Annotated in this window: 22 protein-coding genes and 1 pseudogene; 11 read left to right on the top strand and 12 right to left on the bottom strand. The window is 68.4% G+C overall.

Annotated elements, in window-relative coordinates; translation table 11 throughout:
- The first annotated feature begins 62 nt into the window (after nucleotides 1-62).
- Complete coding sequence (locus tag WDJ58_RS02265) at nucleotides 63-206, top strand: hypothetical protein (protein ID WP_338916003.1); 144 nt, start codon at nucleotides 63-65, stop codon at nucleotides 204-206.
- Between the two features lie 29 nt (nucleotides 207-235).
- Here the strand turns inward: WDJ58_RS02265 and WDJ58_RS02260 are convergent, their stop codons facing one another.
- Nucleotides 236-1,096: an enoyl-CoA hydratase/isomerase family protein gene (locus WDJ58_RS02260; RefSeq protein ID WP_338916002.1), complete on the bottom strand. Its 861-nt coding sequence runs from the start codon at nucleotides 1,094-1,096 to the stop codon at nucleotides 236-238.
- Between the two features lie 72 nt (nucleotides 1,097-1,168).
- On the bottom strand, nucleotides 1,169-1,396 hold the full coding sequence (locus WDJ58_RS02255; RefSeq protein WP_338916001.1) for a hypothetical protein: 228 nt from the start codon (nucleotides 1,394-1,396) through the stop codon (nucleotides 1,169-1,171).
- A gap of 149 nt (nucleotides 1,397-1,545) precedes the next feature.
- Here WDJ58_RS02255 and WDJ58_RS02250 point away from each other — a divergent pair, with 149 nt between their 5' ends.
- Nucleotides 1,546-2,901 (top strand): YihY/virulence factor BrkB family protein, encoded by a 1,356-nt coding sequence (locus tag WDJ58_RS02250; protein ID WP_338916000.1) that lies wholly within the window; start codon nucleotides 1,546-1,548, stop codon nucleotides 2,899-2,901.
- A gap of 517 nt (nucleotides 2,902-3,418) precedes the next feature.
- Here WDJ58_RS02250 and glnA read toward each other — a convergent pair.
- Nucleotides 3,419-4,792 (bottom strand): type I glutamate--ammonia ligase, encoded by a 1,374-nt coding sequence (glnA, locus tag WDJ58_RS02245; protein WP_338915999.1) that lies wholly within the window; start codon nucleotides 4,790-4,792, stop codon nucleotides 3,419-3,421.
- 248 nt (nucleotides 4,793-5,040) lie between these two features.
- Here glnA and lrp point away from each other — a divergent pair, with 248 nt between their 5' ends.
- Complete coding sequence (gene lrp / locus WDJ58_RS02240; protein ID WP_338915998.1) at nucleotides 5,041-5,496, top strand: HTH-type transcriptional regulator Lrp; 456 nt, start codon at nucleotides 5,041-5,043, stop codon at nucleotides 5,494-5,496.
- 700 nt (nucleotides 5,497-6,196) lie between these two features.
- On the opposite strand, the gene WDJ58_RS02235 is transcribed toward lrp, so the two are convergent.
- On the bottom strand, nucleotides 6,197-7,036 hold the full coding sequence (locus WDJ58_RS02235; protein ID WP_338915997.1) for a DUF6414 family protein: 840 nt from the start codon (nucleotides 7,034-7,036) through the stop codon (nucleotides 6,197-6,199).
- 441 nt (nucleotides 7,037-7,477) lie between these two features.
- Here WDJ58_RS02235 and WDJ58_RS02230 point away from each other — a divergent pair, with 441 nt between their 5' ends.
- On the top strand, nucleotides 7,478-8,851 hold the full coding sequence (locus WDJ58_RS02230; protein WP_338915996.1) for a hemolysin family protein: 1,374 nt from the start codon (nucleotides 7,478-7,480) through the stop codon (nucleotides 8,849-8,851).
- Here WDJ58_RS02230 and WDJ58_RS02225 read toward each other — a convergent pair whose 3' ends face one another.
- The 5 genes from WDJ58_RS02225 to WDJ58_RS02205 form a co-directional block, all read right to left on the bottom strand.
- On the bottom strand, nucleotides 8,852-9,802 hold the full coding sequence (locus WDJ58_RS02225) for a calcium/sodium antiporter (RefSeq protein WP_338915995.1): 951 nt from the start codon (nucleotides 9,800-9,802) through the stop codon (nucleotides 8,852-8,854).
- 133 nt (nucleotides 9,803-9,935) lie between these two features.
- The gene (gene thsA, locus WDJ58_RS02220) at nucleotides 9,936-11,624 is read right to left on the bottom strand and encodes a thermosome subunit alpha (protein ID WP_338917906.1); all 1,689 of its coding nucleotides are present in this window, start codon (nucleotides 11,622-11,624) and stop codon (nucleotides 9,936-9,938) included.
- 186 nt (nucleotides 11,625-11,810) lie between these two features.
- Complete coding sequence (locus tag WDJ58_RS02215; protein WP_338915994.1) at nucleotides 11,811-12,392, bottom strand: KH domain-containing protein; 582 nt, start codon at nucleotides 12,390-12,392, stop codon at nucleotides 11,811-11,813.
- A gap of 57 nt (nucleotides 12,393-12,449) precedes the next feature.
- Nucleotides 12,450-12,935, bottom strand: coding sequence for a GNAT family N-acetyltransferase (locus WDJ58_RS02210; RefSeq protein ID WP_338915993.1), 486 nt, complete (start codon nucleotides 12,933-12,935; stop codon nucleotides 12,450-12,452).
- A gap of 164 nt (nucleotides 12,936-13,099) precedes the next feature.
- Nucleotides 13,100-13,696, bottom strand: a complete 597-nt coding sequence (locus WDJ58_RS02205) for a DUF7351 domain-containing protein (RefSeq protein ID WP_338915992.1) — start codon at nucleotides 13,694-13,696, stop codon at nucleotides 13,100-13,102.
- 38 nt (nucleotides 13,697-13,734) lie between these two features.
- On the opposite strand from WDJ58_RS02205, the gene WDJ58_RS02200 reads away from it, so the two are divergent.
- Together WDJ58_RS02200 and WDJ58_RS02195 are read left to right on the top strand one after the other, a co-directional pair.
- Nucleotides 13,735-14,007, top strand: coding sequence for a hypothetical protein (locus WDJ58_RS02200; protein ID WP_338915991.1), 273 nt, complete (start codon nucleotides 13,735-13,737; stop codon nucleotides 14,005-14,007).
- 95 nt (nucleotides 14,008-14,102) lie between these two features.
- Nucleotides 14,103-14,981: pseudogene (locus WDJ58_RS02195) on the top strand (alpha/beta fold hydrolase).
- Between the two features lie 30 nt (nucleotides 14,982-15,011).
- Here the strand turns inward: WDJ58_RS02195 and rio1 are convergent.
- Complete coding sequence (rio1, locus tag WDJ58_RS02190; RefSeq protein WP_338915990.1) at nucleotides 15,012-15,899, bottom strand: serine/threonine-protein kinase Rio1; 888 nt, start codon at nucleotides 15,897-15,899, stop codon at nucleotides 15,012-15,014.
- 13 nt (nucleotides 15,900-15,912) lie between these two features.
- Nucleotides 15,913-16,209: a translation initiation factor eIF-1A gene (eif1A, locus tag WDJ58_RS02185; protein WP_338915989.1), complete on the bottom strand. Its 297-nt coding sequence runs from the start codon at nucleotides 16,207-16,209 to the stop codon at nucleotides 15,913-15,915.
- A gap of 144 nt (nucleotides 16,210-16,353) precedes the next feature.
- Between eif1A and WDJ58_RS02180 the strand changes: the two genes are divergently transcribed.
- Nucleotides 16,354-16,557 (top strand): DUF7470 family protein, encoded by a 204-nt coding sequence (locus tag WDJ58_RS02180; RefSeq protein ID WP_338915988.1) that lies wholly within the window; start codon nucleotides 16,354-16,356, stop codon nucleotides 16,555-16,557.
- Between the two features lie 19 nt (nucleotides 16,558-16,576).
- Here the strand turns inward: WDJ58_RS02180 and WDJ58_RS02175 are convergent, their stop codons facing one another.
- Nucleotides 16,577-18,571 (bottom strand): DUF460 domain-containing protein, encoded by a 1,995-nt coding sequence (locus WDJ58_RS02175; RefSeq protein ID WP_338915987.1) that lies wholly within the window; start codon nucleotides 18,569-18,571, stop codon nucleotides 16,577-16,579.
- Nucleotides 18,572-18,898: 327 nt separating this feature from the next.
- On the opposite strand from WDJ58_RS02175, the gene WDJ58_RS02170 reads away from it, so the two are divergent.
- The 4 genes from WDJ58_RS02170 to WDJ58_RS02155 are packed head-to-tail and all read left to right on the top strand — an operon-like array spanning nucleotide 18,899 to nucleotide 22,194.
- Nucleotides 18,899-19,657, top strand: a complete 759-nt coding sequence (locus WDJ58_RS02170) for an alpha/beta fold hydrolase (RefSeq protein ID WP_338915986.1) — start codon at nucleotides 18,899-18,901, stop codon at nucleotides 19,655-19,657.
- Between the two features lie 52 nt (nucleotides 19,658-19,709).
- Nucleotides 19,710-20,327, top strand: a complete 618-nt coding sequence (locus WDJ58_RS02165; protein ID WP_338915985.1) for an NUDIX hydrolase — start codon at nucleotides 19,710-19,712, stop codon at nucleotides 20,325-20,327.
- Nucleotides 20,328-20,386: 59 nt separating this feature from the next.
- Nucleotides 20,387-20,761, top strand: coding sequence for a DUF7532 family protein (locus WDJ58_RS02160; RefSeq protein WP_338915984.1), 375 nt, complete (start codon nucleotides 20,387-20,389; stop codon nucleotides 20,759-20,761).
- The gene (locus WDJ58_RS02155) at nucleotides 20,758-22,194 is read left to right on the top strand and encodes a DUF402 domain-containing protein (RefSeq protein WP_338915983.1); all 1,437 of its coding nucleotides are present in this window, start codon (nucleotides 20,758-20,760) and stop codon (nucleotides 22,192-22,194) included. Before WDJ58_RS02160 ends, WDJ58_RS02155 begins: the two co-directional genes overlap by 4 nt.
- The last annotated feature ends 71 nt before the right edge of the window (nucleotides 22,195-22,265 follow it).

The following is a 22,265-nucleotide window of genomic DNA, read 5'->3' as shown; positions in this document are numbered from 1 at the left end:
TCCCGGACCGGATGCGCCGGCCGGCCCGAAACCCCTTTCCTGCCGGCGGGCCGACTCCGGATATGCTCCTGCAACTCGGTGGGATCGATCCGATCCTCGTCGTGCTCGTCCTCTTCCTGCTGCTCGTCGTCTTCTTCGTCTTCCTGTTCCTCCGACGTATCGTCACGGGCTTCACGGACGGGCTCCGCGAGGGCCGGGAGCGCTGACCCCGGTCGTCCTCGTCGCTCCTCGCCGTTTACTCGTCGTCGCTCCCGTCCGCGTCCCCGGAGCTGTCCGCGGACGGGTCGGGTCGCGTCCCGGTGAACTCCCGGGGGGTCTGCTCCTGCCTGGAGAGGAACGCCGAGACGCGTTCGTCGAACTCCTCGCTCGCCCACACGCTCGCGGTCATGTCCCGGGCCATCGGTTCGGCCAGCAGCCCGAGGTTCGTCCAGGTCTTCATGATTCCCTTGATCGCGCGGTAGGCCTGCGGGCTCTTCGTGTCGACGATACGGGTGAGCAAGCCCATCGCGCGCTCCTCGACCTCCTCGTCGTCGACGACGCGGTTGATGAGCCCGATGCGCTCGGCCTCCTCGGCCGAGAGCAGTTCGCCGAGGAGGAGCATCTCGCGGGCCCGCTTCTCGCCGACCAGCAGCGGGAGCAGCTGCACGCCGCCGCCCGCCGCCGAGGAGCCGACGCCGACCTCCGGCTGGCCGAACCGTGCCGACTCGCCCGCGACGACGAGGTCACACGCCATCGTCAGCTCGTTCCCGCCGGCGACACACGTCCCGTCGACGGCGGCGACGACCGGCTTGCCCGTGTCCCGCAGGACGTCGAGCGTGTCGAAGTAGAGCTGCATCCAGCGCGTGCCGGCCTCGAACCCCAGGTCACGGAGTTCGTCCACGTTCGCGCCGGCACAGAACGGGTCGGAGGTACTTCCCAGGAGGATACCCTGGACGTCCCGGTCCCTGTCCGCGGCCGTGAACGCCTCGTGGAGGTCGGCCAGCATGGTGAGGTCGATGGTGTTGTTCCGCCCGGGCGCGTCGAGACGGATCCGACTGATCCGGTCGTCGTCCGGGTGTGGTTCGACGGCGATGGTCTCGTAGTCGTGGTCGGCCATACCCGAGGGCGTCGAGAAGCACCGGTATAACTGGTTGGGTCCGCCGGGTTCACGCGACCCGCTCGCGGCCGGTTACTCGTACATTCGGTTCTGGAATTCGGGGAAGTCGAACTCGCCGCTGTCGCCCATGTGTTCGCGGACGCGGCTCTGGTAGAGCATCATCGCGACCTGGGGGACGGCCTGGGGCGGAACCGGCACCTGCGCGTCGAACGAGTCCTCGACCCACTCGTTGTAATCCGCCACGATGTCCATGGCGTCCTTGAAGCTACGGAACATGAGCTCCTTGTAGGCGTCCTGCATTGCCGGCGCTTCGGACCGGGGGCGATAATACCTACCGACACGGGCACGCGACGAGTCGGATCGTGGCTCCTCCAGGGCGACGCTCGCCGAGCGGCGCTGCCCGGTTTACAAGCTTTATATTTTTACCCCCCTCGGCCGAACCCGGGTCCGTGAACCGACAGGCCGGGGGCGTCGTACGGGTGACGCGACAGACCGTCCAGGGCGTCCGCGACGACCGCATCACGTTCATCGCGGCCAGCCTCGCGTACTACGCGTTCGTCTCGCTGGTCCCGCTCATGCTGCTGGCGGTGGTCGCCGCCTCGGCCTTCGGCGGCGAGGAACTCGCGTTCGCGCTCGCGAACCGGGCGGCGGAGGCGTTCGGCCCACAGGCCGGGACCCTCGTCCAGGAGACGCTCCGAAACACCGCCGGGCAGGCCGGTGCCGGCCTCGTCGGGACGGCCGTCCTCCTCTGGTCGGGGCTGAAGCTCTTCCGGGGGATGGACGTGGCCTTCTCGACGGTGTACGGCTCGCCGCTCCCCGACTCCATCGTCGGGCAGGTCAGGGACGCGGTCGTGACCCTCGGGGCGGTCGGTGTCGGTATCACGGCGACCGTACTCGTGGGCGTGGTCATCGCCGTCCTCGACCCGGACCTGATCGTCGCGGGTTTCGATCTCGCCGGGGTCGTCGGCACCCTGCTGCTCCTCGGCGGGCTCACGGCCGCCTTCCTCCCGCTCTACTACTTCCTGCCCGGCGAGGTCGAGATCCGCGAGGCGGTGCCGGGCGCGGTCTTCGCCGCCGGCGGATGGACGCTCCTCGAGACCGGATTCCGCGTCTACGCTGCCGGTGCGGGCAGCTACGACGCCTACGGCGTCCTCGGCGCGGTCCTCCTGCTGGTGACCTTCCTCTACTTCGGCGGGCTCATCCTCCTCGTCGGCGTCGTCCTGAACGCGGTCCTCGCGGGCCGGGTCGGCGCGGACGGGTTCGGAACACAAGGTATGACCGACACGGACGACACCACCGACGACACGGCAGCACAGCGCGCGAGCGACGAGCCGACCCCCGGCGGTCCCGAGGCCGAGTGGCCGCTGGGGTCGGGACCGGACGGCCCCGGCGGCCCGGGCGGGCCGCGGACGGCCGCGGGGTTCGACGTGGACGACATCGACGACGTCCGCGAGGAGCTCGAACGCATCTACGACGAGCTCGACCGATTCGAGGGTCGCGTCGAGGACCGGACCGTCCATCGCGAGGATATCGAGGGCGACCTGAAGCAGTACGTCCGCTCGCGGGTTCGGCGCGGGAAGGCCCGCGGGTGGGGGCCCTACCTCGTCCTCCTGTACGGGACCGTGATGACGCTCGGAGCCTTCTACACGCCCTACCTCGAAGGGGGGTGGGCGATCTTCGCCATGATCGTCATCTGGCTCTCGACGCTCGGACTCTACGCCCTGATGCTCATCGTCGGGGCCGTCGTCGGTGCCGGCCGGCTCCCCGGCCGGCTACAGGACCGCTTCAGCGCCTTCCGGGACTGAACGTCCGACCTCGCGGCGTCCGACGGACGCCCGGACCGACCGCTGGTGCCGTCGCTCCCCGGCTCCGTCACGGTATCCGGGTCCGTCCCGTGCGTTCTCTCTAACCTCTCGGTGAGTCCGGCTTCGAGTGGGCGTGCTGCGGTCGAGCCCGATCTCTCGGCGCAGGGGATAGGGGCGACGCCGACGAACGGGCGGGCGCACTCGCGTCCCCGTTCCGGGATCGATGGGCGGCTCACTCCCCGGTCGGTATCGGGTGCGATACGCGGGTCCAGCACCGTCCTCGGGCCTGGCGCTCGCGCCGTCGCCTCGCCGAACCCGAAACCGCCCGGGTATCGGCTGTACGCGGAGCCGAGCCCCCGTCGTTTGCGCCCATCGTACCGGGCCGCGCGGGACTCCACATGGCCGATGGTGATACGTCGGCGGTACACGGGTGGAACTGGGGCGGGCTACCCAACGACGGGACCGGCTGCTCGCTCGTGGTCGGTGGCGCGAAAGAATCGTGGGGGGTCGGATCGAGCTAGAACGTCTCGAGGTACCGGTCGATCTCCCACTCGGAGACCTCGACGATGTACTCGGAGAATTCGGCGTTCTTGGCCTCGACGAACTTCTCGGAGACGTGGTCGCCGAGCGCGCCCTTGATGACCTCGTCCTCCTCGAGCGCGTCGACGGCCTCGCCGAGGTTCGTCGGGAGGGTGTCGATGCCGTACTCCTCGCGCTTCTCCTCGTCGAACTCGTAGATGTTCTCGCGGACCGGGTCGGGGCAGTCGAGGCCCTGTTCGATGCCGTCGAGTCCTGCGGTGATCAGCGCGGCGAACGCGAGGTAGGGGTTACACGACGGGTCGGGGAAGCGGGCCTCGATACGGCTGGCCGCCGGGACGCGCGCGGCGGGCTTGCGGATGAGCGCCGAGCGGTTCCGGTCGGACCAGGCGACGTAGACCGGTGCCTCGTAGCCCGGCACCAGGCGCTTGTAGCTGTTGACCGTCGGGTTCGAGACGGCGGTGATCGCCGGGGCGTGCTCGAGGATGCCGGCGAGGAACTGCTTGGCCGTCTCGCTCAGGTCGAACTCGTCGTCTCCGTCGTGGAACGCGTTCTCGCCGTCCTCGGTGAACAGCGACATGTGGGTGTGCATGCCCGAGCCGTTGATGCGTGCGATCGGCTTGGGCATGAACGTCGCGTGGAGGTCGTGCTCGGCGGCGATGGCCCGGACGACCGCGCGGAACGTCGCGACGTTGTCGGCCGTGGTGAGCGCGTCGTCGTAGGTGAAGTTGATCTCGTGCTGACCCTGGGCGACCTCGTGGTGGGAGGCCTCGACCTCGAAGCCCATCTCCTCGAGCCCGTAGATGATGTCGCGGCGGACGTCGCTCGCGAGGTCCTTCGGCGCGAGGTCGAAGTAGCCGCCGGCGTCGCCCGTGACGGTCGTCGCGCGGCCGTCCTCGTCCTCCTCGAACAGGAAGAACTCCGGCTCGGGCGCGGCGTTGACCTCGAACCCCATGTCGTTGGCGCGCTCGATCGCCTGCTTCAGGACGTAGCGGGGGTCACCGGCGAACGGCTCGCCGGTCGACGTGTCGATGACGTCACACAGCATCCGCGCCGCGGCGCTGTCCTCCTTCTTCCGCCACGGGAGCACTGCGAACGTCGACGGGTCGGGCTTGAGCCGCATGTCCGACTCCTGAATGCGGACGAATCCCTCGATCGAGGAGCCGTCGAAGTAGATCCCCTCGTCGAACGCCTTCTCGGCCTGGCTGGCCGGGATGGACACGTTCTTGACCGTCCCGAGGATGTCCGTGAACTGGAGCCGCAGGAAGTCCACGTTCTTCTCCTCGATCTCGTCGAGGACCCGCTGTGCCTCCGCCGACAGGCCACCGTCGGTAGCTAGGTTGTCATCCGTCATTTCTCAGACAGCCTACCCCTACACTCCGGGGACTAAAACCCTACTGATTCACGCAACTCATTCCCCGGCTCTGCGGGGTATAGTGTGGGTCTTCCCGGATTATTCCGGACGTTCGCGGGGAACAATCGAGTAGAACCCGACGTGGTCGAACCGGGTGTCGCGGTGAGTGGGTGGGTGGTGCCCCACCCCCCGACGACCGGAAATGGATGTTCGTAAAGTTCTAAGGGGGGGACGCCCAAGCGGGGTGCATGACCTACGAAAACCTCGACGAGCGACTCATCAACGCGCTGCTGGACGACGGCCGCGCATCGCTCCGGAGCCTCGCCGAACGCCTCGACGTCTCCGTCACCACCGTCTCGAACCACCTCTCGGACCTCGAGGAGCGCGGCGTCATCAGGGGCTACACCCCGAAGGTCGACTACGACGAACTCGGCTACGACGTCACCGCGGTCATCCAGCTGAAGGTCGAGGGGAGCGCCCTCCCCGAGATCACCGACCGGCTCCAGGGTCACCAGCAGATGGTCTCCGTCTACGAGGTGACCGGCGACCACGACGTCATCGCCATCGGGAAGTTCCGCGACACGGACGCGATGAACGACCAGATCAAGGAGCTACTGGTCGACCCCGACATCAAGGAGTCGAACACCAGCGTCGTCCTCAACACGGTCCTCGAGAACGAGCAGTTCCCGCTCGACGTCGAGTAGGGGCGTTCTCACCCAACCGCTCCGCACGGTGGTTCGAATGGGCGGGATTCGGAGACGCGACCGCGACCCATCCGACCGGATCGGGTGGGACTGAAAGGGGCCGCCGGGTACGCGAACCCGGAACCCGAAAGCACCGCAGCGAGCGTAGCGAGCGAGGAGCACAGCGTGGTTCCCGGGAGCGTAGCCGACGGGGGCTTTCGATCCGTTCTTGGTAGCTGCAACAGCGCGGGAACACTTATTCGAGCACTATCTTCAACGGCCTCGTCATCGGTGCATCTGAAGGTGGTGTCCAGATGAGCCGAAGGCAGCGGACGGAGGTACCGAGACTATAGGTGGAAAGCCCCCGACGGCTCGACTCCCAGGCCTCGCTACGATCCTTGTCCCTCGCTTCGCTCGAGCCTGCGGTCCTTGTTCCGCTGGACGAGCGAAGCGAGTCCAGCGACGTTCGCCTCACTCGGTTCAGCTCACCATCGGCCGGGTTCGTCGAGCCACCGGCCCCTTTCATTCCCGCCTTGATCGAATTCTCGCTCTGCAATCGTTTATCTGAAAACGCCACACGTCCCCCCGAGGGTGTATGGATATTCCGAGGCACCGATTTTCTCGTCGCACAATGGAGGTAGTAGTGGACAGACGAATTCAATCGCTGTAATAAGGCACTCAAATAGGGCGTGAAGTAAGCGTTAACGACTAACTATAAAAGTCACCAGAACAACACGATAGGGTGGATCGTCGCTGTATGCCCTGTCAACTCCCAGTCTTCGGCCTCCATAGAGAGGTTTATTTCGCGAGCCACTTCTTCGAGCGATTCTCTCATTTCCTCGCTTGAGGAATCTTCTGGCAGATATCGATTCAATATTTTCGTGGCAAGAATAGGATCCCACGAGCTATCAGCTAATATCCGCTGGTCGACACGCCCAAATAGGGTGTATTCCTGCTCATTTAGGAACGCTCTTGATGGGGACAGCCTCATCTTTTCCCTATCCAGAGCCACCCCGTACTTCGCATCGTCAGTCACAACTCTGAGCGGAAGTGTTGAACCAGTAAAATGCTCGATCAGTTCTTGGATAACGTCTAACTGTGCAAGGTCTACGTCTTCCTCGATTTCGGCATCATCTAATTCCTCTAATGATTGCTGAGTTTGTTGGTTCAGCAGTTCACGAATCGTCTTTAGCGTCACCTCAAACTTGAACAGAGACATGGGCTTGGCTTGGCCTTCAATACGTACGACATCACCCCTCGCTACGGACCGCGGATCGGGGTTATGGTGAATTTCGATATCGTTCTCCTCCAGCGCATTCAGTAAGTCTTGAAATCGATAGGGGGCGGTAATCTGGAGCGTAGTCTCGATAGTATTTCGATCGATCCCTGCGTACTTTCCCTTCGCGCCAATACCCCAAATTGTGCCTCCAGCTTGACCCGCCTTCTCTGTTTCACCTTCGCTTGACTGAATAATTTCAGATGGAACCCCTCTTCCCAGAGAGGATAGATTGCTATTCAGACTCTCGTCATCAATATATACGAACTCTCGTAGCTCACCCATAGTCGAAGTTGAGACCGGCGTGATTATTGTATTTGTTGACGATACAGACGAGAAACGGATATCTCGGCCGGGTTCTAAGCGGATAAGTAGCTAAGAGGTATCCCGATACGATCGTCGCTGATCCATCTTCTCCCGCTTCAGTCATCCGATTGTAGTGCTCTTCGAGTACCAGCTGAAACACACTACACCAATCGGGGATGACTGTCGGCTCCATCTCTTCCCGACGATACGCCGTGATCCGCCCCCATCGCACGCCGTAGGGATTGTCGTTCCTCGGAAACGATCCGGCATCACGGAGCGTCCGAAGGGCATCACAGGACTCTACCCTCCATGTCCGACCATAGCCAACACCTCGGTCGGTGACCCACAGAACAACGACCCCCGGTCCAGAAACCGACGTCAGACCCCCGCCTACTTGACTCGCGCACTACCACACCCGGTATGGCCACGCTGTCCACGTCCGCGGGTGTGCTCCTCCTCGTCGCGCTCACCGCCGTGAGCGCGTTCTTCTCCTCGACCGAGATATCGATCTTCTCGCTCGAGAACCACCGCGTCGAGACGATGGAGGGCCGCGGAATCGAGGCGCTCCGACGACTTCGGGACGACCCCCACCGCCTGCTGGTGACGATCCTCGTCGGGAACAACTTCGTGAACGCCGCCATCGCGGCCGTGACGACGGCCCTGCTCACCCGGTCGCTCTCGGCGACCGACGCCGCGCTCGTCTCGACGTTCGTCGTCGGGACGGTCGTCCTGATCTTCGGCGAGATCCTCCCGAAGTCCTACGGGGTCGCCAACGCCGAGTCGTGGTCCCGGCGGGTCGCCGGCCCCGTCGTGTTCCTCCAGCGGCTCCTCTACCCCGTCGTCGCCGTCTTCGATACCGTCACCGGTGCGATGAACACCCTCATCGGCGGCGGTCGGGACATCGAACGGCCGTACGTCACCCGCGAGGACATCACGGCGATGGTGGAGACCGCCGAGCGCCTCGGCGTCATCGAGGGCGACGAGCAGACGCTCATCGAGCGGGTGTTCGAGTTCTCCGGGACCACCGTCGCGGACGTGATGATCCCCCGGACGGACGTGGTGGCCGTCGACGCCGACGGCACGGTCGGGGCGGCCCTCGAAACGTGTCTCGACGCCCGGATCACCAGGGCCCCCGCGTACCGGGGGAGCCTCGACGAGGTGGTCGGCTACGTCGACGTGCGCGACCTGGCCCGCGCGAATCCCGCGGCCTCGCTCGACGAGTTCCTGCTGCCGATCATCCACGCCTTCGAGTCCCGCCGGGTCGACGAGACGCTCGCGGCCATGCAGGCGGGGGAGGGCGAACTCGCGGTCGTCTTCGACGAGTTCGGGGCCGTCGAGGGGCTCCTCACCGCCGAGGACATCGTCGAGGAGCTCGTCGGCGAGATCCTCGACGTCGGGGAACGCCGCCGGGTCGTCCCCCTGCCGGACGGGGGGGTCCGCGCCCGCGGGATCGCGACCGTCGGGGCCGTCAACGACGCGCTCGACGGGCCGGCGCTTCCGGGTGACCCTGCCGCGACGATCGCCGGACTGCTCGTGGACGCGCTCGGCCGGCCACCGGAACGGGGTGAACGGATCGAGTTCGACGGCACGCTCGTCAGTATCGAGGCCGTCGAGGACAACCGGGTCCGACGGGTCGTCGTCGAACGGCGGACGGGCGAGCACGAGGGGCCCGACGGTGGCGGAACGGACCGGAACGAAGTCCGGACGGACGAGCGACCGCCCGGGAACGGGGACGGGAACGCGGACGGGGAAGGGAACGGGGGAGTCAGTTCCGGCTCGGGTCGGCCCGGGTAGTCACGCGCCGCCGAGCAGGTCGACCGCCCAGCGCGCGAGCGCGGCGAGGACGAGCAGCGCTCCTTCGACCCGGGTGAGGACGTGGCCCGACCGGAAGAGGACGAGGACGAGGACGACGAGCCCGCACAGCCAGAGGAGGCTGCCGGGCGCGTTCGGGGCGACTGAGAGCGGTTCGATGACGCCCGCCACCCCGAGGACGGCGAGCAGGTTGAACGTCGAACTCCCGACGACGTTCCCCGCCGAGAGCCCGGGGCGGCCCTGCCGTGCGGCCGCGAGCGCCGCCGCCAGCTCCGGGCTGGAGGTCCCCGCCGCGACGACGGTGATGCCGACGGCCCACTCCGAGACGCCGGCGTCGAGAGCCAGCGCGGAAGCCCCCTGGACCAGCACGTCGGCACCCAGGAGGACGAGCGCGAGCCCGCCGAGGAGCCCGAGCGCGACGAGCAGGGGCCGGTCTCCCTGACCCGCTTCGACCGCCTCGCCGCCCGCGATCGGAGTGCTCCGCGAGCTCCGCCGGAGGAGCACCACGAGGTATACGGCCAGTCCCACGAGAAGCAGTACCGCCTCGGGTCGGCCGAGCCGGCGGTCGAACAGGAGCCCGAGGACCGCGAGCGTCGCCAGGAGGAGCGCCACCCCGTCCCGCCGGAGGAGCTGTCCCCGGACCCTGACACGCCCCAGGAGCGCGACCGTCCCGAGGATGAGCCCCAGGTTGAAGAAGTTCGACCCGACCACGTTGGCGACGGCGATGTCGGGAGAACCCCTGAGGGCGGCGTCCGCGGAGACGGCCACCTCCGGGGCGGAGGTGCCGATCCCCACGACGACGACGCCGGTGACGACGTCCGAGAGGCCGAACCGGCGGGCGAGGGCGACGGCGCTCTCGACGAACCGGTCGGCGCCGTACCAGAGCGCCCCACCCCCGACGACGATCAGCAGGAGATCGGTCGCGAGGCTCACCTCGTTACCCTCCGGTGGTTCATGCGCATCTATCGGGTGGTGTGTGCGGCCGAAAGAAATGCGTTCGGTCGTCGGGCGATACGAGGTCGGGGTCGGTGCGGGTGGCGTGGATGTGAGTGGCGCGGGGCCGAGCTTACATCATGCCGCCCATGCCGCCACCCATACCGCCGCCCATGCCGCCCATGCCGCCGCCCATACCGCCGGGGCCGCCGGGGCCGCCGCCCATCTCGTCGTCGTCGTCGTCGTCGGACTTGCCGCCGACCAGGTCGCCCGCGGCGATGACGTCGTCGATGCGGAGGATCATGACCGCGGCCTCGGTCGCGGACTCGATGGCCTGGGTCTTCACGCGGAGGGGCTCGACGACGCCCTCCTCCTCCATGTCGATGATCTCGCCGGTGTAGGCGTCGAGCCCGGCGGAGGTCTCGCCGTCGTCGTGGCGCGAGCGCAGGTCGACCAGCGAGTCGATCGGGTCGTGGCCCGCGTTCTCAGCGAGCGTGCGCGGGATGACGTCGATGGCGTCGGCGAACGCCTCGACGGCGAGCTGTTCGCGGCCCTCGACGCTGTCGGCGTACTCGCGCAGGCCCATCGACAGCTCCGTCTCGGGGGAGCCGCCGCCGGGGAGCACCTTCCCGTCCTCGAGGGTGACGCGGACGACGCCGAGCGAGTCCTCGACGGCGCGCTCGACCTCGTCGACGACGTGGTCGGTCCCGCCCCGCAGGATCAGCGTGACGGACTTGGCCTCCTCGACGTCCTCGACGAAGATGCGCTCGTCACCGCCGACGTCCTTCTCGGCGACGCTACCGGCGAAGCCGAGGTCCTCGGCGGTGATGTCGTCGATGTTGGAGACGACCGAGCCGCCGGTGGCCCGTGCCAGGCGCTTCATGTCGGACTTCTTCGCGCGGCGAACCGCCAGGATGCCCTCCTGGGCGAGGTAGTGCTGGGCCATGTCGTCGATGCCCTTCTGGCAGAAGACGACGTTCGCGCCGACGTCGGCCAGCGTGTCGACCATCTCTTTGAGCTGTTTCTCCTCCTGGTCGAGGAACTGCTGGAGCTGGTCGGGGTCGGTGACGTTGACCTCGGCGTCGATCTCCGTCTCCTTGACCTCGATGGGGGTGTCCAGCAGCGCGATGTTGGCGTCCTCGACCGCGTAGGGCATGTTGTCGTGGACGCGCTCCTTGTCGATGATGACGCCCTCGACGAGCTCGGACCCGTCGACGCTCCCGCCGACGACCTTCTCGATCTTGACGTTGTCCGTGTCGATGCCGTCGTCGTCGCGCACGGCGAGCACGGCGTCGACGACGAGTTCCGCGAGGAGGTCGCGGGCGTTCTCCGCGCCCTTGCCGGTCATCGCCGTGGAGGCGACCTTCTCGAGGTAGTCGCGGTCATCCGCGGAGACCTCGATGGCGTTCTCCTCGAGGATCTCCTTGGCCTTCGCCGAGGCCTGTCGGTACCCCTGTGCGAGGATGGTCGCGTGGATGTCCTGTTCGAGGAGGTCCTCGGCCTTCGCGAGGAGCTCGCCCGCGATGACGACGCTGGTGGTCGTCCCGTCGCCGGTCTCGTCCTCCTGTGTCTCGGCGACCTCGACGATCATGTTAGCCGCCGGGTGCTCGATGTCCATTTCCTTGAGGATGGTCACGCCGTCGTTCGTGACGACGACGTTGCCCGTCGAGTCGACGAGCATCTTGTCCATCCCTTTCGGGCCGAGCGTCGTCCGTACGGACTCGGCGACGGCCTTCCCGGCCGTGATGTTCATCGACTGTGCGTCGCGCCCGCTGGTGCGCTGACTGTCCTCGGAGAGGACGATGAGGGGCTGACCGCCCATCTGTTGTGCCATGGTCGGTGGATTCGTTGTTTGTGATTCTATATAAGTGTGGCGGAAGCCGTCGGGAAAGTGGCCGACGGGACACTACCGGGCGGCATGTGAGTGCGTAACAGAGCGGGGTTTAAGTAGTCGATATGCGGCGAGGGCGGGGTCCGACGGATCCGGAACGTGAACCGGGGCGGGCCGTCACTCGGGCGTCTCGCCGGCCTCGGGGGCCGTCTCGGGAGTGAACTCGTGGTACTCCAGGCCTTCCGATTTCATCTCGTTGTGGCGGCGCTCGAGGAACGAGTAGACCGCGCCGTGGGGCGCGCCATCGAGTATCATCTCGGCGGCCGAGCGGACCGCGTCGACCTGTTCGGGTCCGCCGATGACGCCGAGCGTCGAGCCGTAGATGACGACGTCCGCGCCGGTGAGGTCCTCCATCAGTTCCCTCGTCCTCCCGTTCTCGCCGATGAGTCGGCCCTTCTGTCGCCGGAGGTCGTTCCGGTTTCGGGTGGCCGCGTCGAGGTCGAGTATCTCCAGCATCCGCATGTCGTCGTCGACGAGTTCGAGCGCCGCCTCGGGGGCGAACCCCCGGCCGATGGCCTTCACCACGTCCGGCCCGGCGAGCCCCTTGACCGGGTCGCCCACCGACTCGATGCGGACCGACCCCGTCTCCGAGTCGATGTCGAGACGGACCTCCGCGCGCGACTCGATCTCGCGCATCGTCGCCCCGCCCTCGCCGATGAGGACGCCGATGCGGTCCTGCGGAATCGTCACGTGTCTCATAGGCGCGCTACGATACGCGCCGGTTTCAAGCCTTCGGACCGCCGAAAACGGTCCGTATCACACGGCTCGCTCCAGGACCGACTCCTCGTGGACCTCCTCGAACACGGGCGTCTCGACCACCCGGGCCTCCTCGAACCCCTGTGACTCGAAGAAGGGCCGCGCGACAGGGTTGTCCACGAACACCGTGGCGCGGACGTACTCGCACCCCTCTTCGCGTGCGTACGTGAGGACCGACTCGAGGAGCGCCGACCCCGCACCCTCCCCCCAGCGGTCGGGGTCGACGTAGAGCGCGTGGAGGTCGACCGTGTCGGCCCACGTCCGCTCGGCGATTGCGAACCCGAGCACCGAACCGTCGACTGCGACCGTCGTGTGGAGTTCGGGGTCCGCGACGGCCCCGGACAGCCGGGATTCGGAGTACCCCTCCGCGAGCACCCCGCGCAACGTGTCGCCGTCGAGGAACGCCGCACAGGACGCCCACCACGCCTCCTCCGCGACGCCGCTCATCGCCGCCGCGTCGTCGGGCGTCGCCTCGCGGATCTCCATGCTCGGCCTCCTCGCTCGGGCCTAATCAGCCTCCCGTTCCGGCGGCCGACGGAGCGCGGGACTCCGGCGCACGCGTCGCTACCACGGGGGAAACTGATCGTGAAGACTGACTCCGAGAACACCTCCTTGACGGTTCGCGGAAACGGTCGTCCGTCCGTGGCGGGTCAGGAGCGCTCGACGGCCAGTACGGAGAGCGTCCCGTCGACGGTGAGCGTCAACGTCTCGCCGCCGAGTTCGGCCGTACACTCGGCCCGGAGGGGGTCCTCCGAGACGAGCGTGGTGTCGCCGTGGAGCCACGGCAGGGCCCAGGCGACGACCTCGCGGACGTCGATGCCGTGGTCCCAGTGGAACGACACCATCGCGGGGTGGTCGAGTAGCGCCGCGGCCACGGAGGTCCGCGACCGCTCCGGACACCGCCGGCACCGGTAGTGAACGACGGGCTTGCCCCCCTCCGGACGGACCTCGGTGTCGACCCGACCGAGACAGGCCAGACAGAACCCCGACCGCATCTCGGCCATCAGTCGGGACGTCCACCGGGCGAACACCTCGGGGTACTCGGACGTGTCGTAGCCCTCCAGCGCACCCGGCGGGACGGCCGAGGAGTAGAACGTCTCCCCACAGTCGGTACAGGCGACCACCGCCCGCTCGCGCTCGTAGGTCGCCTCGATGACGCCGTCGCAGATCGGGCAGGGCGTGTCGACGGCGACCGGCTCGGCCGAGCCCTGCTCGGTGTAGACGCCCGAGAGGATCGCTCCCACCACGAGCAGCGTGGTGTACCGGGGCCGGACCCCTCCTCGTCGTGTTCGAGGAAGGTTCCGACGAGCTTGCCGAGGTGGTAGTTGAACCCCCCGGAGTCACGCATTCCCACGCGCTCTCGGAGTTCGGAGAACCCGACCGAGGCGAACGGATCGTCGGCCTCCCGCGCGGCGTCCACCACCGCCTGGAGGATCGCGACGCGCGTCTCGTGACCGACGAGCGCGAACGCCTCGTCGGGCGTGAGCGATTCCGGAGGGGTGTCGGTCATGGGGCTCACGAGGGCACGGACGGGAAAGAGGTTCGCGTGGGACGTTAGGACACACCGAGAGCCGGAGCACGGGGAGAACAGTGACGGACGGTGACGGGTGGTTCCGGCGAAGCTACAAGTGGGTCCTCGGGGAACACCGATCGATGTCCTGGGACCACAGGTACGTTCGGGCCAACGGGACCGAGTTCCGCTACGTCCGCGAGGGGGAGGGGTCCCCGCTGTTCCTGATCCACGGCTGGCCGGAGTACTGGCGGGTCTGGCGCAAGAACGTCCCGGCCCTCGCCGATTCGTTCGATGTGATCGTGCCGGATCTGGCGGGGTTCGGGGGCTCGGAGAACCCCGACATTCCGGCCACGCAAGGGTACGGCGTTGAGGAGCACGTCGCCGATCTCACGGCGCTCGCGACGGAACTCGGCGTCGAGGAGTTCGGGCTCGTCAGCCACGATCTCGGTGCCTACGTCGGCCAGCGGATCGCCCGCGAGCGCCCGGAACTCCTCCGGGGGCTGTTCTTCTTCGACTGTCCGTACCCGGGGATCGGGAAACGGTAGCGGGATCCGGATCACATCAGCGAGATCTGGTACCAGTCGTTCAACCAGCAGCCCTGGGCGGCGGACCTCGTCGGCGCGACCCGGGAGACCTGCCGGACGTACGTCGAGCACTTCCTCACCCACTGGGCGGGCGATCCGGAGGCCTTCGACGAGGCCGACCGCGAGGCGTGGGTGGACACCTACTCGGAGCCAGGGAACCTCCAGGGCGGGTTCAACTGGTACGTGGCCGCGGAGGCCGACCGGAAACGACTGATGCGGGAGGGAGTGCCCTCGATGGACCCGATCGAGGTCCCGACGCGGATCCTGTGGGGGGAGCTCGACCCCGTCGTGAAGTCCAAGTGGGCCGACCGGCTCGGCGAGTACTTCGCCGACTACCGGCTCGAGACGGTTCCCGACGCCGGCCACTTCGTTCACTACGAGCGACCCGGTCTGGCGAACGAGGCGATCGAGTCGTTCTTCGGCGATCTGGCGTGACCGCCGACGTGAGCGGGATCTCGCCCGCGCTCAGTCCTCGGGGTCGTCCCCGTCGTCGTCGTCCTCGCTGGCCACGAACGAGAGCAGGTCGTCGGGCGTGACGTCGAGGCCCTGCCGGGCGAAGAAGCTGGCGACGTTCTCGCAGTCCCGTTCGAGGAACTCCCGGTAGTTCGGGTGGTGGACGGTGACGGCCTGGCCGAGGTCGAGCACCGTGAGTTCGCCCTCGTGGACGACCAGGTTGTACTCCGAGAGGTCGCCGTGGACCAGCCCGGCGTCGTAGAGCCGGCGCATGTACTCGCGCACGACCTCGTACGCCGTTCGGGGGTTCTCGACGTCGACCTCGTTGAGCCGGTGGGCCCGCTCGCCGTCCCGGCCCAGGAACTCCATCACGAGGACGTTCCGCTGGACGGCGATGGGCTCGGGAACCCTGACCCCGGCGGCACGGGCCCGGTTGAGGTTGGCGAACTCCTTCTTCGTCCAGGCGACGACCACCTTCTTCTTGTCCGAGCCGATCCCCTCGAACCGCGGGTCGCCGTCGAGGTAGTCCCGCATCGTCCTGAAATCGGAGGCGTTGATCCGGTAGACCTTCACCGCCACCTCCCCCTCGGCTCCGGCGGCGAGGTAGACGTTGGCCTCCTTCCCGGTCGAGAGCGGCCCGCCGAACGCGTCGATGTGGCCGTCCTGGACGAGCTTGTAGAGCGCGCCGAGGGTCGCCTCGTCGAACACCGAGTCCTCGACCTTGAACTGGTCGGCGTCCTTGATGCGCTCCCGGAACTGCAGGAACTCGCGGTCGCGCTTGCGGGCGATGCGGTCGGCCTCGTCGTCCGAGACGTCGATCTCCTCCCACTCGTCGCCGAACGACTCGCCCGCCCCCTCCTCGGGTTCGATCAGCTCGAACTCCTCGGCGGCGTCGGTCATGGCGATCGGTCGGTCATACCGAGCCCGTGATGTGGCCCTCCTCCCGGAGCTGATCGGCCTCCTGCTTGTCGTATCGCCAGGCGATGTCGCCCTTCTCGTCCTGCCAGTCCCACGGCTCGACGAGCACCACGTCGTCCTCGCGTATCCAGATGCGCTTCTGCATCCGCCCGGGGATACGCGCGGTCCGCTCGACGCCGTCCATACAGCGCACCTTCACCCGGTTGGCACCGAGCATCTCCGTGACGACCGCGAACACTTCTCCCTCCTCGGGCATCCTGAGGTTCTTGCGCCCACTGTCGTTCTCGCTCATGTCCGACGCTTCGGGAGACAGGTGTTTAAGCTTCCCCTCTCCCGGGCCGAATCCAGGCAGGACCGCTCTCCGCCGGATCGACGGGACGGACTCTCGGCTGTCGGGCGACCCAGGCATTAAACCGGACCCCCGAGTCGCCCCCTTATGGACCTCCAGGAGACGCGCGAGTTGCTCGGCGGTCGGGGACAGGTCGGCGCGGCGCTGGTCGTGCTCGGCGTCCTCGTCGTCGGCCGGGAGAACCGGGTGGCCGCCGCGGGGGCGGTACTGATCCTCGCCGGCGTCGGTCTGGTCGCCGGCGGGCTGGTCGACACGGCGCTCGAGAAGACGGGGATGAAGGGGGCGCTGTAAGCTGTGGCCCGGATCCGTATCAGTCGCCCTCGCCCCGGACCTCGTCGAGGTCGCGGTCGGCCCGGTGCTCGCTGATGAGCCGGTCGACCATCTCGGCGTTCCGGTCGCGCCGGCGGTCCTCGGCGCGCTCCTCCCACCCCTCGACGACGCCCTCCACCTCGACCTCGCGGGCGACCGCTAGCTCGTCGATCTCCTGTATCGTGACCTTCTCCGCGGGGCCGACGGGGATCCCGTGCTCGAACAGCACCTCGTCGGCCTGCTCGGAGAGGTTACCGTTCCTGAGGACGACCCGTGGTTCGACCTCGGCGAGCCGCCGGGCGGTCTCCCGTCCCGCCCCCGAGGCGTCGCGCAGGTAGACCACGTCGTCCCTCGCCAGCCCGAACCGTCGCTCGGCGTCCTCGATGGCGGCCTTGGTGAACTGCTCGACGGGTTTGACGGGGACGAGTCCGGCTTTCTCCTCGGCGACGTCGGCGAAGTTCGAGTGGTCGAGCCGCCAGAGCGCCTTCAGCCGTTCGAGCTTCCCCTCCAGTTCCTCGTTTCGTTCGTGGGCCTCCTCGAGCTCGCGCTCCAGTCGATCGGTCTCGCGTTCGAGCCTCGAGACCTCCCGGCGCTCGCGGGCTTCGCGACGCTCCTCGCGTCGGGCCTCCGATAGCTCGGCCTCGTACTCCTCGATGCGCTCGTCCTTCGTGGCGATGGTCCCCCGGAGATCCTCGACGTGGTCTTCGAGGCGCTCGACGCGGGCCTTCAGCCGCTTTATCTTCCGCTCCTCCTCGCTCAGCTCGCGCGCGGTGTGCTCGCTCTCCTCCTCGGGCTCGCTCTCGTCGTCCTCCAGATCGGTCAGGACGGCCTCGACGGACTCCTCGCCCGCGACGACGCGCGCGGTCACCTCCCCGCGGTCGAACTGCGGGGGGACCTTCCGGGCGATGCGGCGGAACTGGTCCTCGTGGTCGTCGAAGGCGTAGAGCGCGGCGGCCATCGCGTCGCGCTCGTGGTCGTTCTCGTACCCCTCCTCGCGAGTCCGGTGCTGCTTGCCGTCGACCGGCAGGTCGGAGGTCGGGGTCCACCCGGCGGCGTCGAACGACCGGCGGATCTTCTCGACGGTCTCGGGCATCGGCGTCACGTCCGCGGCCACCAGTATCGGCCGACCGCGCTCGATGATCCACTCGATGACCGCCGCCATGTCCGCCGTGCGCGTCGAGAGGACGTCCAGTACGTTGCCGTCGAGGTCGAGGACGGCGACCGCGGTGGTCGTCCCGGGGTCGATGCCGACGATGACGTGGTCGCGGCGCTTGGCGAGCGGCCGGAACTCGATGCCGTCGCGGCGCTCGCGCTCGACCTCCACGCGGACGTCCCCCGAGCGTCGCGCCGAGACGGGGATGTCGTCGGGCGTACCCTCGACCTCGAACACTGCCCGCGAGTAGCCCCCGTACTTCTCGGTCACCTCCTTCTCGAAGTCCAGTCCCGCACCCTGGAGCTCGGACTCGACCTCCCTCGTCGCACGCTTTACGTTCCCGTGGATGCGCCGGGTGTAGCGGTCCTCGGACCACCCGCCCTTTCCGGTCGAGCGGCCTCGTGAGACCTTGACCGATGTTTTGTCGGTGAACGCCGAGACTTCCTGGCCGACGTTCATCGCGGCCAGCCTCGCCGCCGCCTCGGCCTCCTTCATCGGGTCCTTCCCGTAGGGGACGCCGTGCCGGGAGGCGACCCGCGAGAGGGGTTCGGGCCGCTCCGCGCCGGTCACCTGCACGAGCTTCGTTCCTGGGGGCAGGGATCCCAGAAAGCGGACGAGGTCGTCCTTGTCCGCGGCGAGTTCGTACATGTTGTCGGTGGCGAGGATGGCGGGCTCCTCCCGGTCGACGAGCCGGCGGAGCTTTCGCAGGGAGACCACGTCCCGGTCGACGTGCTCGCCGTCGAAGGCGACGAGGGCGTAGGAGGGCGAGTCCCCCCGGACGTCGCCGCTCTGGACGTCCACCCCGAACACCACCGCGTCGAGGGCACTCGTGCGGGTGCTCACGGCCCCCGATAGGTGGAGGCCGGACTTAACGTCCACGGCGGTCCGGAGTCCGGGGGTTCAAGTACCGAACCGGGACCACTCCCCCCGTGCTCTGAGGAGGGCACGGGTCGGTCCGCGGGTGTGATCACACCGCCCGGACGGGGACGGGACGCTCTCGCCGCTCCGTACCCCGAGCGCGACGCCGCCGACTCGTGAACTCGGGCCGTCGGCGTCGCCTGTCCGCTACACGTCCGAGCGATGGCGTCGGGGACGTAACCCACGGACTCGACGACCGGGACTGCCGCCTCCGGACGGTCGATTCATACGCCTCCGAGTCGAACCGCCGGCGTGCACACGACCGACGCCCCCGACGGAACGACCCTGCGCTACGCCTCGGTCGGCCCGGCCGACGGGGAGACGGTCGCGCTCGTCGGCGAGGCCGGGTTCGGCCCGTGGCAGTGGGGCTGGCAGCACGGCCGATTCGGGTCGTTCCGGACCCTGTCGGTCGCCCTTCGAGGAACCGGACCGGACGCGGCTCCCGGTCCGTACCGGATCGAGACGCTGGCCGCCGACCTCGATGCGGTGCTCGCCGACGCGGGGGTGCGGCGGGTTCACCTCCTCGGGTTCGGCCTCGGGGGGATGGTCTGTCTCCGTCACGCCCGCGAGTACGGCCGCGCCCGGTCGCTGACGCTGATCGGGACGGCCGCGAGCGGCGGCGCGGTGGATCGCGAGGCGTTCGAGGCGCCCTTCGAGTCCCCCGACGCGCTCTCGGGGCTGTTCACCCCCGCGTTCCGCGAGGCGCGGCCGGATCTCCTCGATCGGATCGTCGGGTGGCGACGCGAGGAGGATCCCCCTGCGGAGGTTCGCGAGGGACAGCTCGCGGCCGCGCTGTCGTTCGACGCCGGGCCGCTGTACGAACTCGGACTCCCTTCGCTCGTCCTCCACGCGCTCGACGATCCCGTGGTGCCGATCCCGGCGGGGGAGGCGCTCGCCGACGGGCTCCCCGACTGCGAGTTCGAGCCCGTCGAGGGACGACGGCTCGCCCACGTCGAGCACTCGGTGGCAGTGAACGACCGGATCGACGCGTTCCTGCGGTCGCTGGAGTAGCGGTACCGCGGACGAAACGGCTACAAGCGTCCGGCCTCCGTAGACGGCACGGATGGAACTGGACCTCGCACGGCTGGCCGACTACCGGCCCCGGGAGGTGGAGCGGCCCTCGGCCCGGGCCGCGGCCGTGCTCGTGCCGGTCATCGAGCGCGAGGACGGCGACCACCTGCTGTTCACCGAGCGGTCGCCCGATCTGGAGGCCCACCCGGGGGAGATGGCGTTCCCGGGCGGCGGCTACGAACCCGAGGACGCCGACCTCGCCGGGACGGCCCTCCGCGAGGCCAACGAGGAGGTGGGCATCCGGCCCGAGGAGGCCGAGATCGTCGGTCGCCTCGACGACGTCCCCGGGCCGTACGGTCACGTCGTCAGGCCGTTCGCCGCGCGCGTCCCCGACCGCGAGTACCGTCCCGACGAGCGGGAGGTCGTCGAGGTGGTCGTGCTCGCCGCGGCCGATCTCACCGACCCGGCGGTCTACAGCGTCGAGGAACGCCGGAACCAGGAGGGCGAGACCGTCGGCCTCCCCTTCTTTCGTGTCGACGGGGCGGTCGTCTGGGGGCTGACCGGGTTCGTCCTCGCCCGCTTTCTCTCCATCGTCTCCTCCTGGGAGCCCCCTGGCGGGTTCCCCGGGCATCCCATGCTCGACGAGGGGGAACGGTTCAGGGGGGAGTGACTCGCGACGACACCGATCGTGACCGCAACGTTTGGGGGCCGACCGGTCGAACCCCTGGTATGCACTTCGACCAGCGCGAACAGCGGGCGCTCCGCGAGGCCGGGCTCTCGACCGACGAGATCGCGGCCGCATCGGACCGGGTGGCCGACCTCGTCGACGGGACGGCCGCCGATCTCGAATCGTTCTTCGAGCGCCACGGGACGCTCCACTCGGACCTCTCGATGGCCCACAGTTCGAGCGAATTCACCACCCACGAGAACGCGACGCTCGATCTCTACACCCACGCCGCGGACCTCCGCGGGTGGCTCCGGTTCGAGACCTGGGGGGTGTTCGTCGAGGACGGGCGCGTCCTGGACGAGGACCTCGTGGAACTCACGCTCGGACCGACCGTCCACGAGCGGGTCCGCTTCGCCACCAGTCCCGACGCCCTATGAGCGACGAGGGGGACGAGGACGGACCGGACACCTCGGGCGAGGGAGCCGACGCTGCCACCCGGGTGCGTGTCCGGGGTATCTACACGACGGCGCTGACCCGCCTGTTCGGCGGCGGTGCGGAGGTCGTGCTCGCCTCCGAGCCCATCCGCGACCGGTTCGACGCCGGGTTCGACGTCCGCCCGCCGGACGCGACGGTGTCGACGACCGACGACCGACAGGGTGTGGGCGTCGTCGGCGACCCCGACGCGGTCGGGGCACTCGGCGCGGAACTCGCCGGCGTCGGTATCGACGCGCTCTCGTGGGACGATCAGATTCCGGCGGGGGCGGTGTTCGAGGGCGTCGTCACGGACACGCTCGGCGGTGGTGCCGTCGTCGACCTCGGCGACGGCGAGGGCTACCTCCCGTACGACGACGCCGAGGGGTACGTCGAGGAGGGCGACGTCCGCAGGGTACAGGTCCGAGAGCCCGCGCCGCCGTGGGGCGGTGATCGCCCGACGCTCTCGGCGGACCTCGTGGTCGACGGCGGAGGACTGGTCGAACTCCGCCGTGGAGCGGGCGGAGGCGGTGACTCGGAGGCGGCGCGGATGGCCTCGTTACTCTCGGTCGACCCGCCCGAGGGGTGGTCGCCGCGGTGGACGCAGTGGGCCGACGACGCCGACATGGACGCGCTCCGCGCGTCGCTCGAACGGGCCAACGAGCGGGCCGACGCCGTGACGCGGGCGCTCGCTGATTCGGATCCAGATACGGCACCGGCGCGGCTGGTCGCTCCCCTCGACACCCGGTGGGTCTGGTTCGGCCGCGAGTCACGGTTCGCGCTCGACGATCTCCGTCGGGAGGTGACGACGACGATGCCGGGTCACCACCGGACGAAGGCCGCCACCGAGGCGGCGAGCGCGGCCGTCGACTTCGCCGAGGCGGTCTGTGAGCCCTCGGGCGAGTTCCCGTTCGCCGCCGTCACCCGGCAGTTCGGTCCCCACGTGGGCGATCGGATCGCCATCGAACACGGCAAGCCCGAGGGACGGCTCATCACCCTCGGTCGCGGCGAGGTGGTCGACTACGACCCCGGGGGATCGATCCGGGTCGAGCGGGAGATGACACCCGGGGGGAGCTACGACGCGCTCGGCGTCGAACGGCGGGCGGGCGACGTCGCCGCCACGAAGTTCGTCGAGGGACGGTGGTGGTACGCCACGGTCTACCGGGACTCGGAGGGGGGGATCCGCGGGACGTACGTCAACGTCTGCACGCCGCTCGAACTCCTCCCCGGGGCGGTCCGGTACGTCGACCTGCACGTCGACGTGATCAAGCACGCCGACGGCCGCGTCGAGCGGGTCGACGACGACGAACTCGACGCGGCGGTCGAGACCGGAAACGTTCCCGGATCGCTGGCCGAGCGCGCCCGCGAGGTGGCGAGTCGTATCGAGGACGCGCTGTGATCCCGGTGGACCCCGCTGGCAGTTCCGTCCCCCTCCGGGAACCCTAAGCCGGGGACCGACGACCGTCGGGA

Source organism: Salinirubellus litoreus (assembly GCF_037335815.1).
Taxonomy (GTDB): domain Archaea; phylum Halobacteriota; class Halobacteria; order Halobacteriales; family Haloarculaceae; genus Salinirubellus; species Salinirubellus litoreus.
This window is presented reverse-complemented; position numbering and strand designations above follow the sequence as displayed.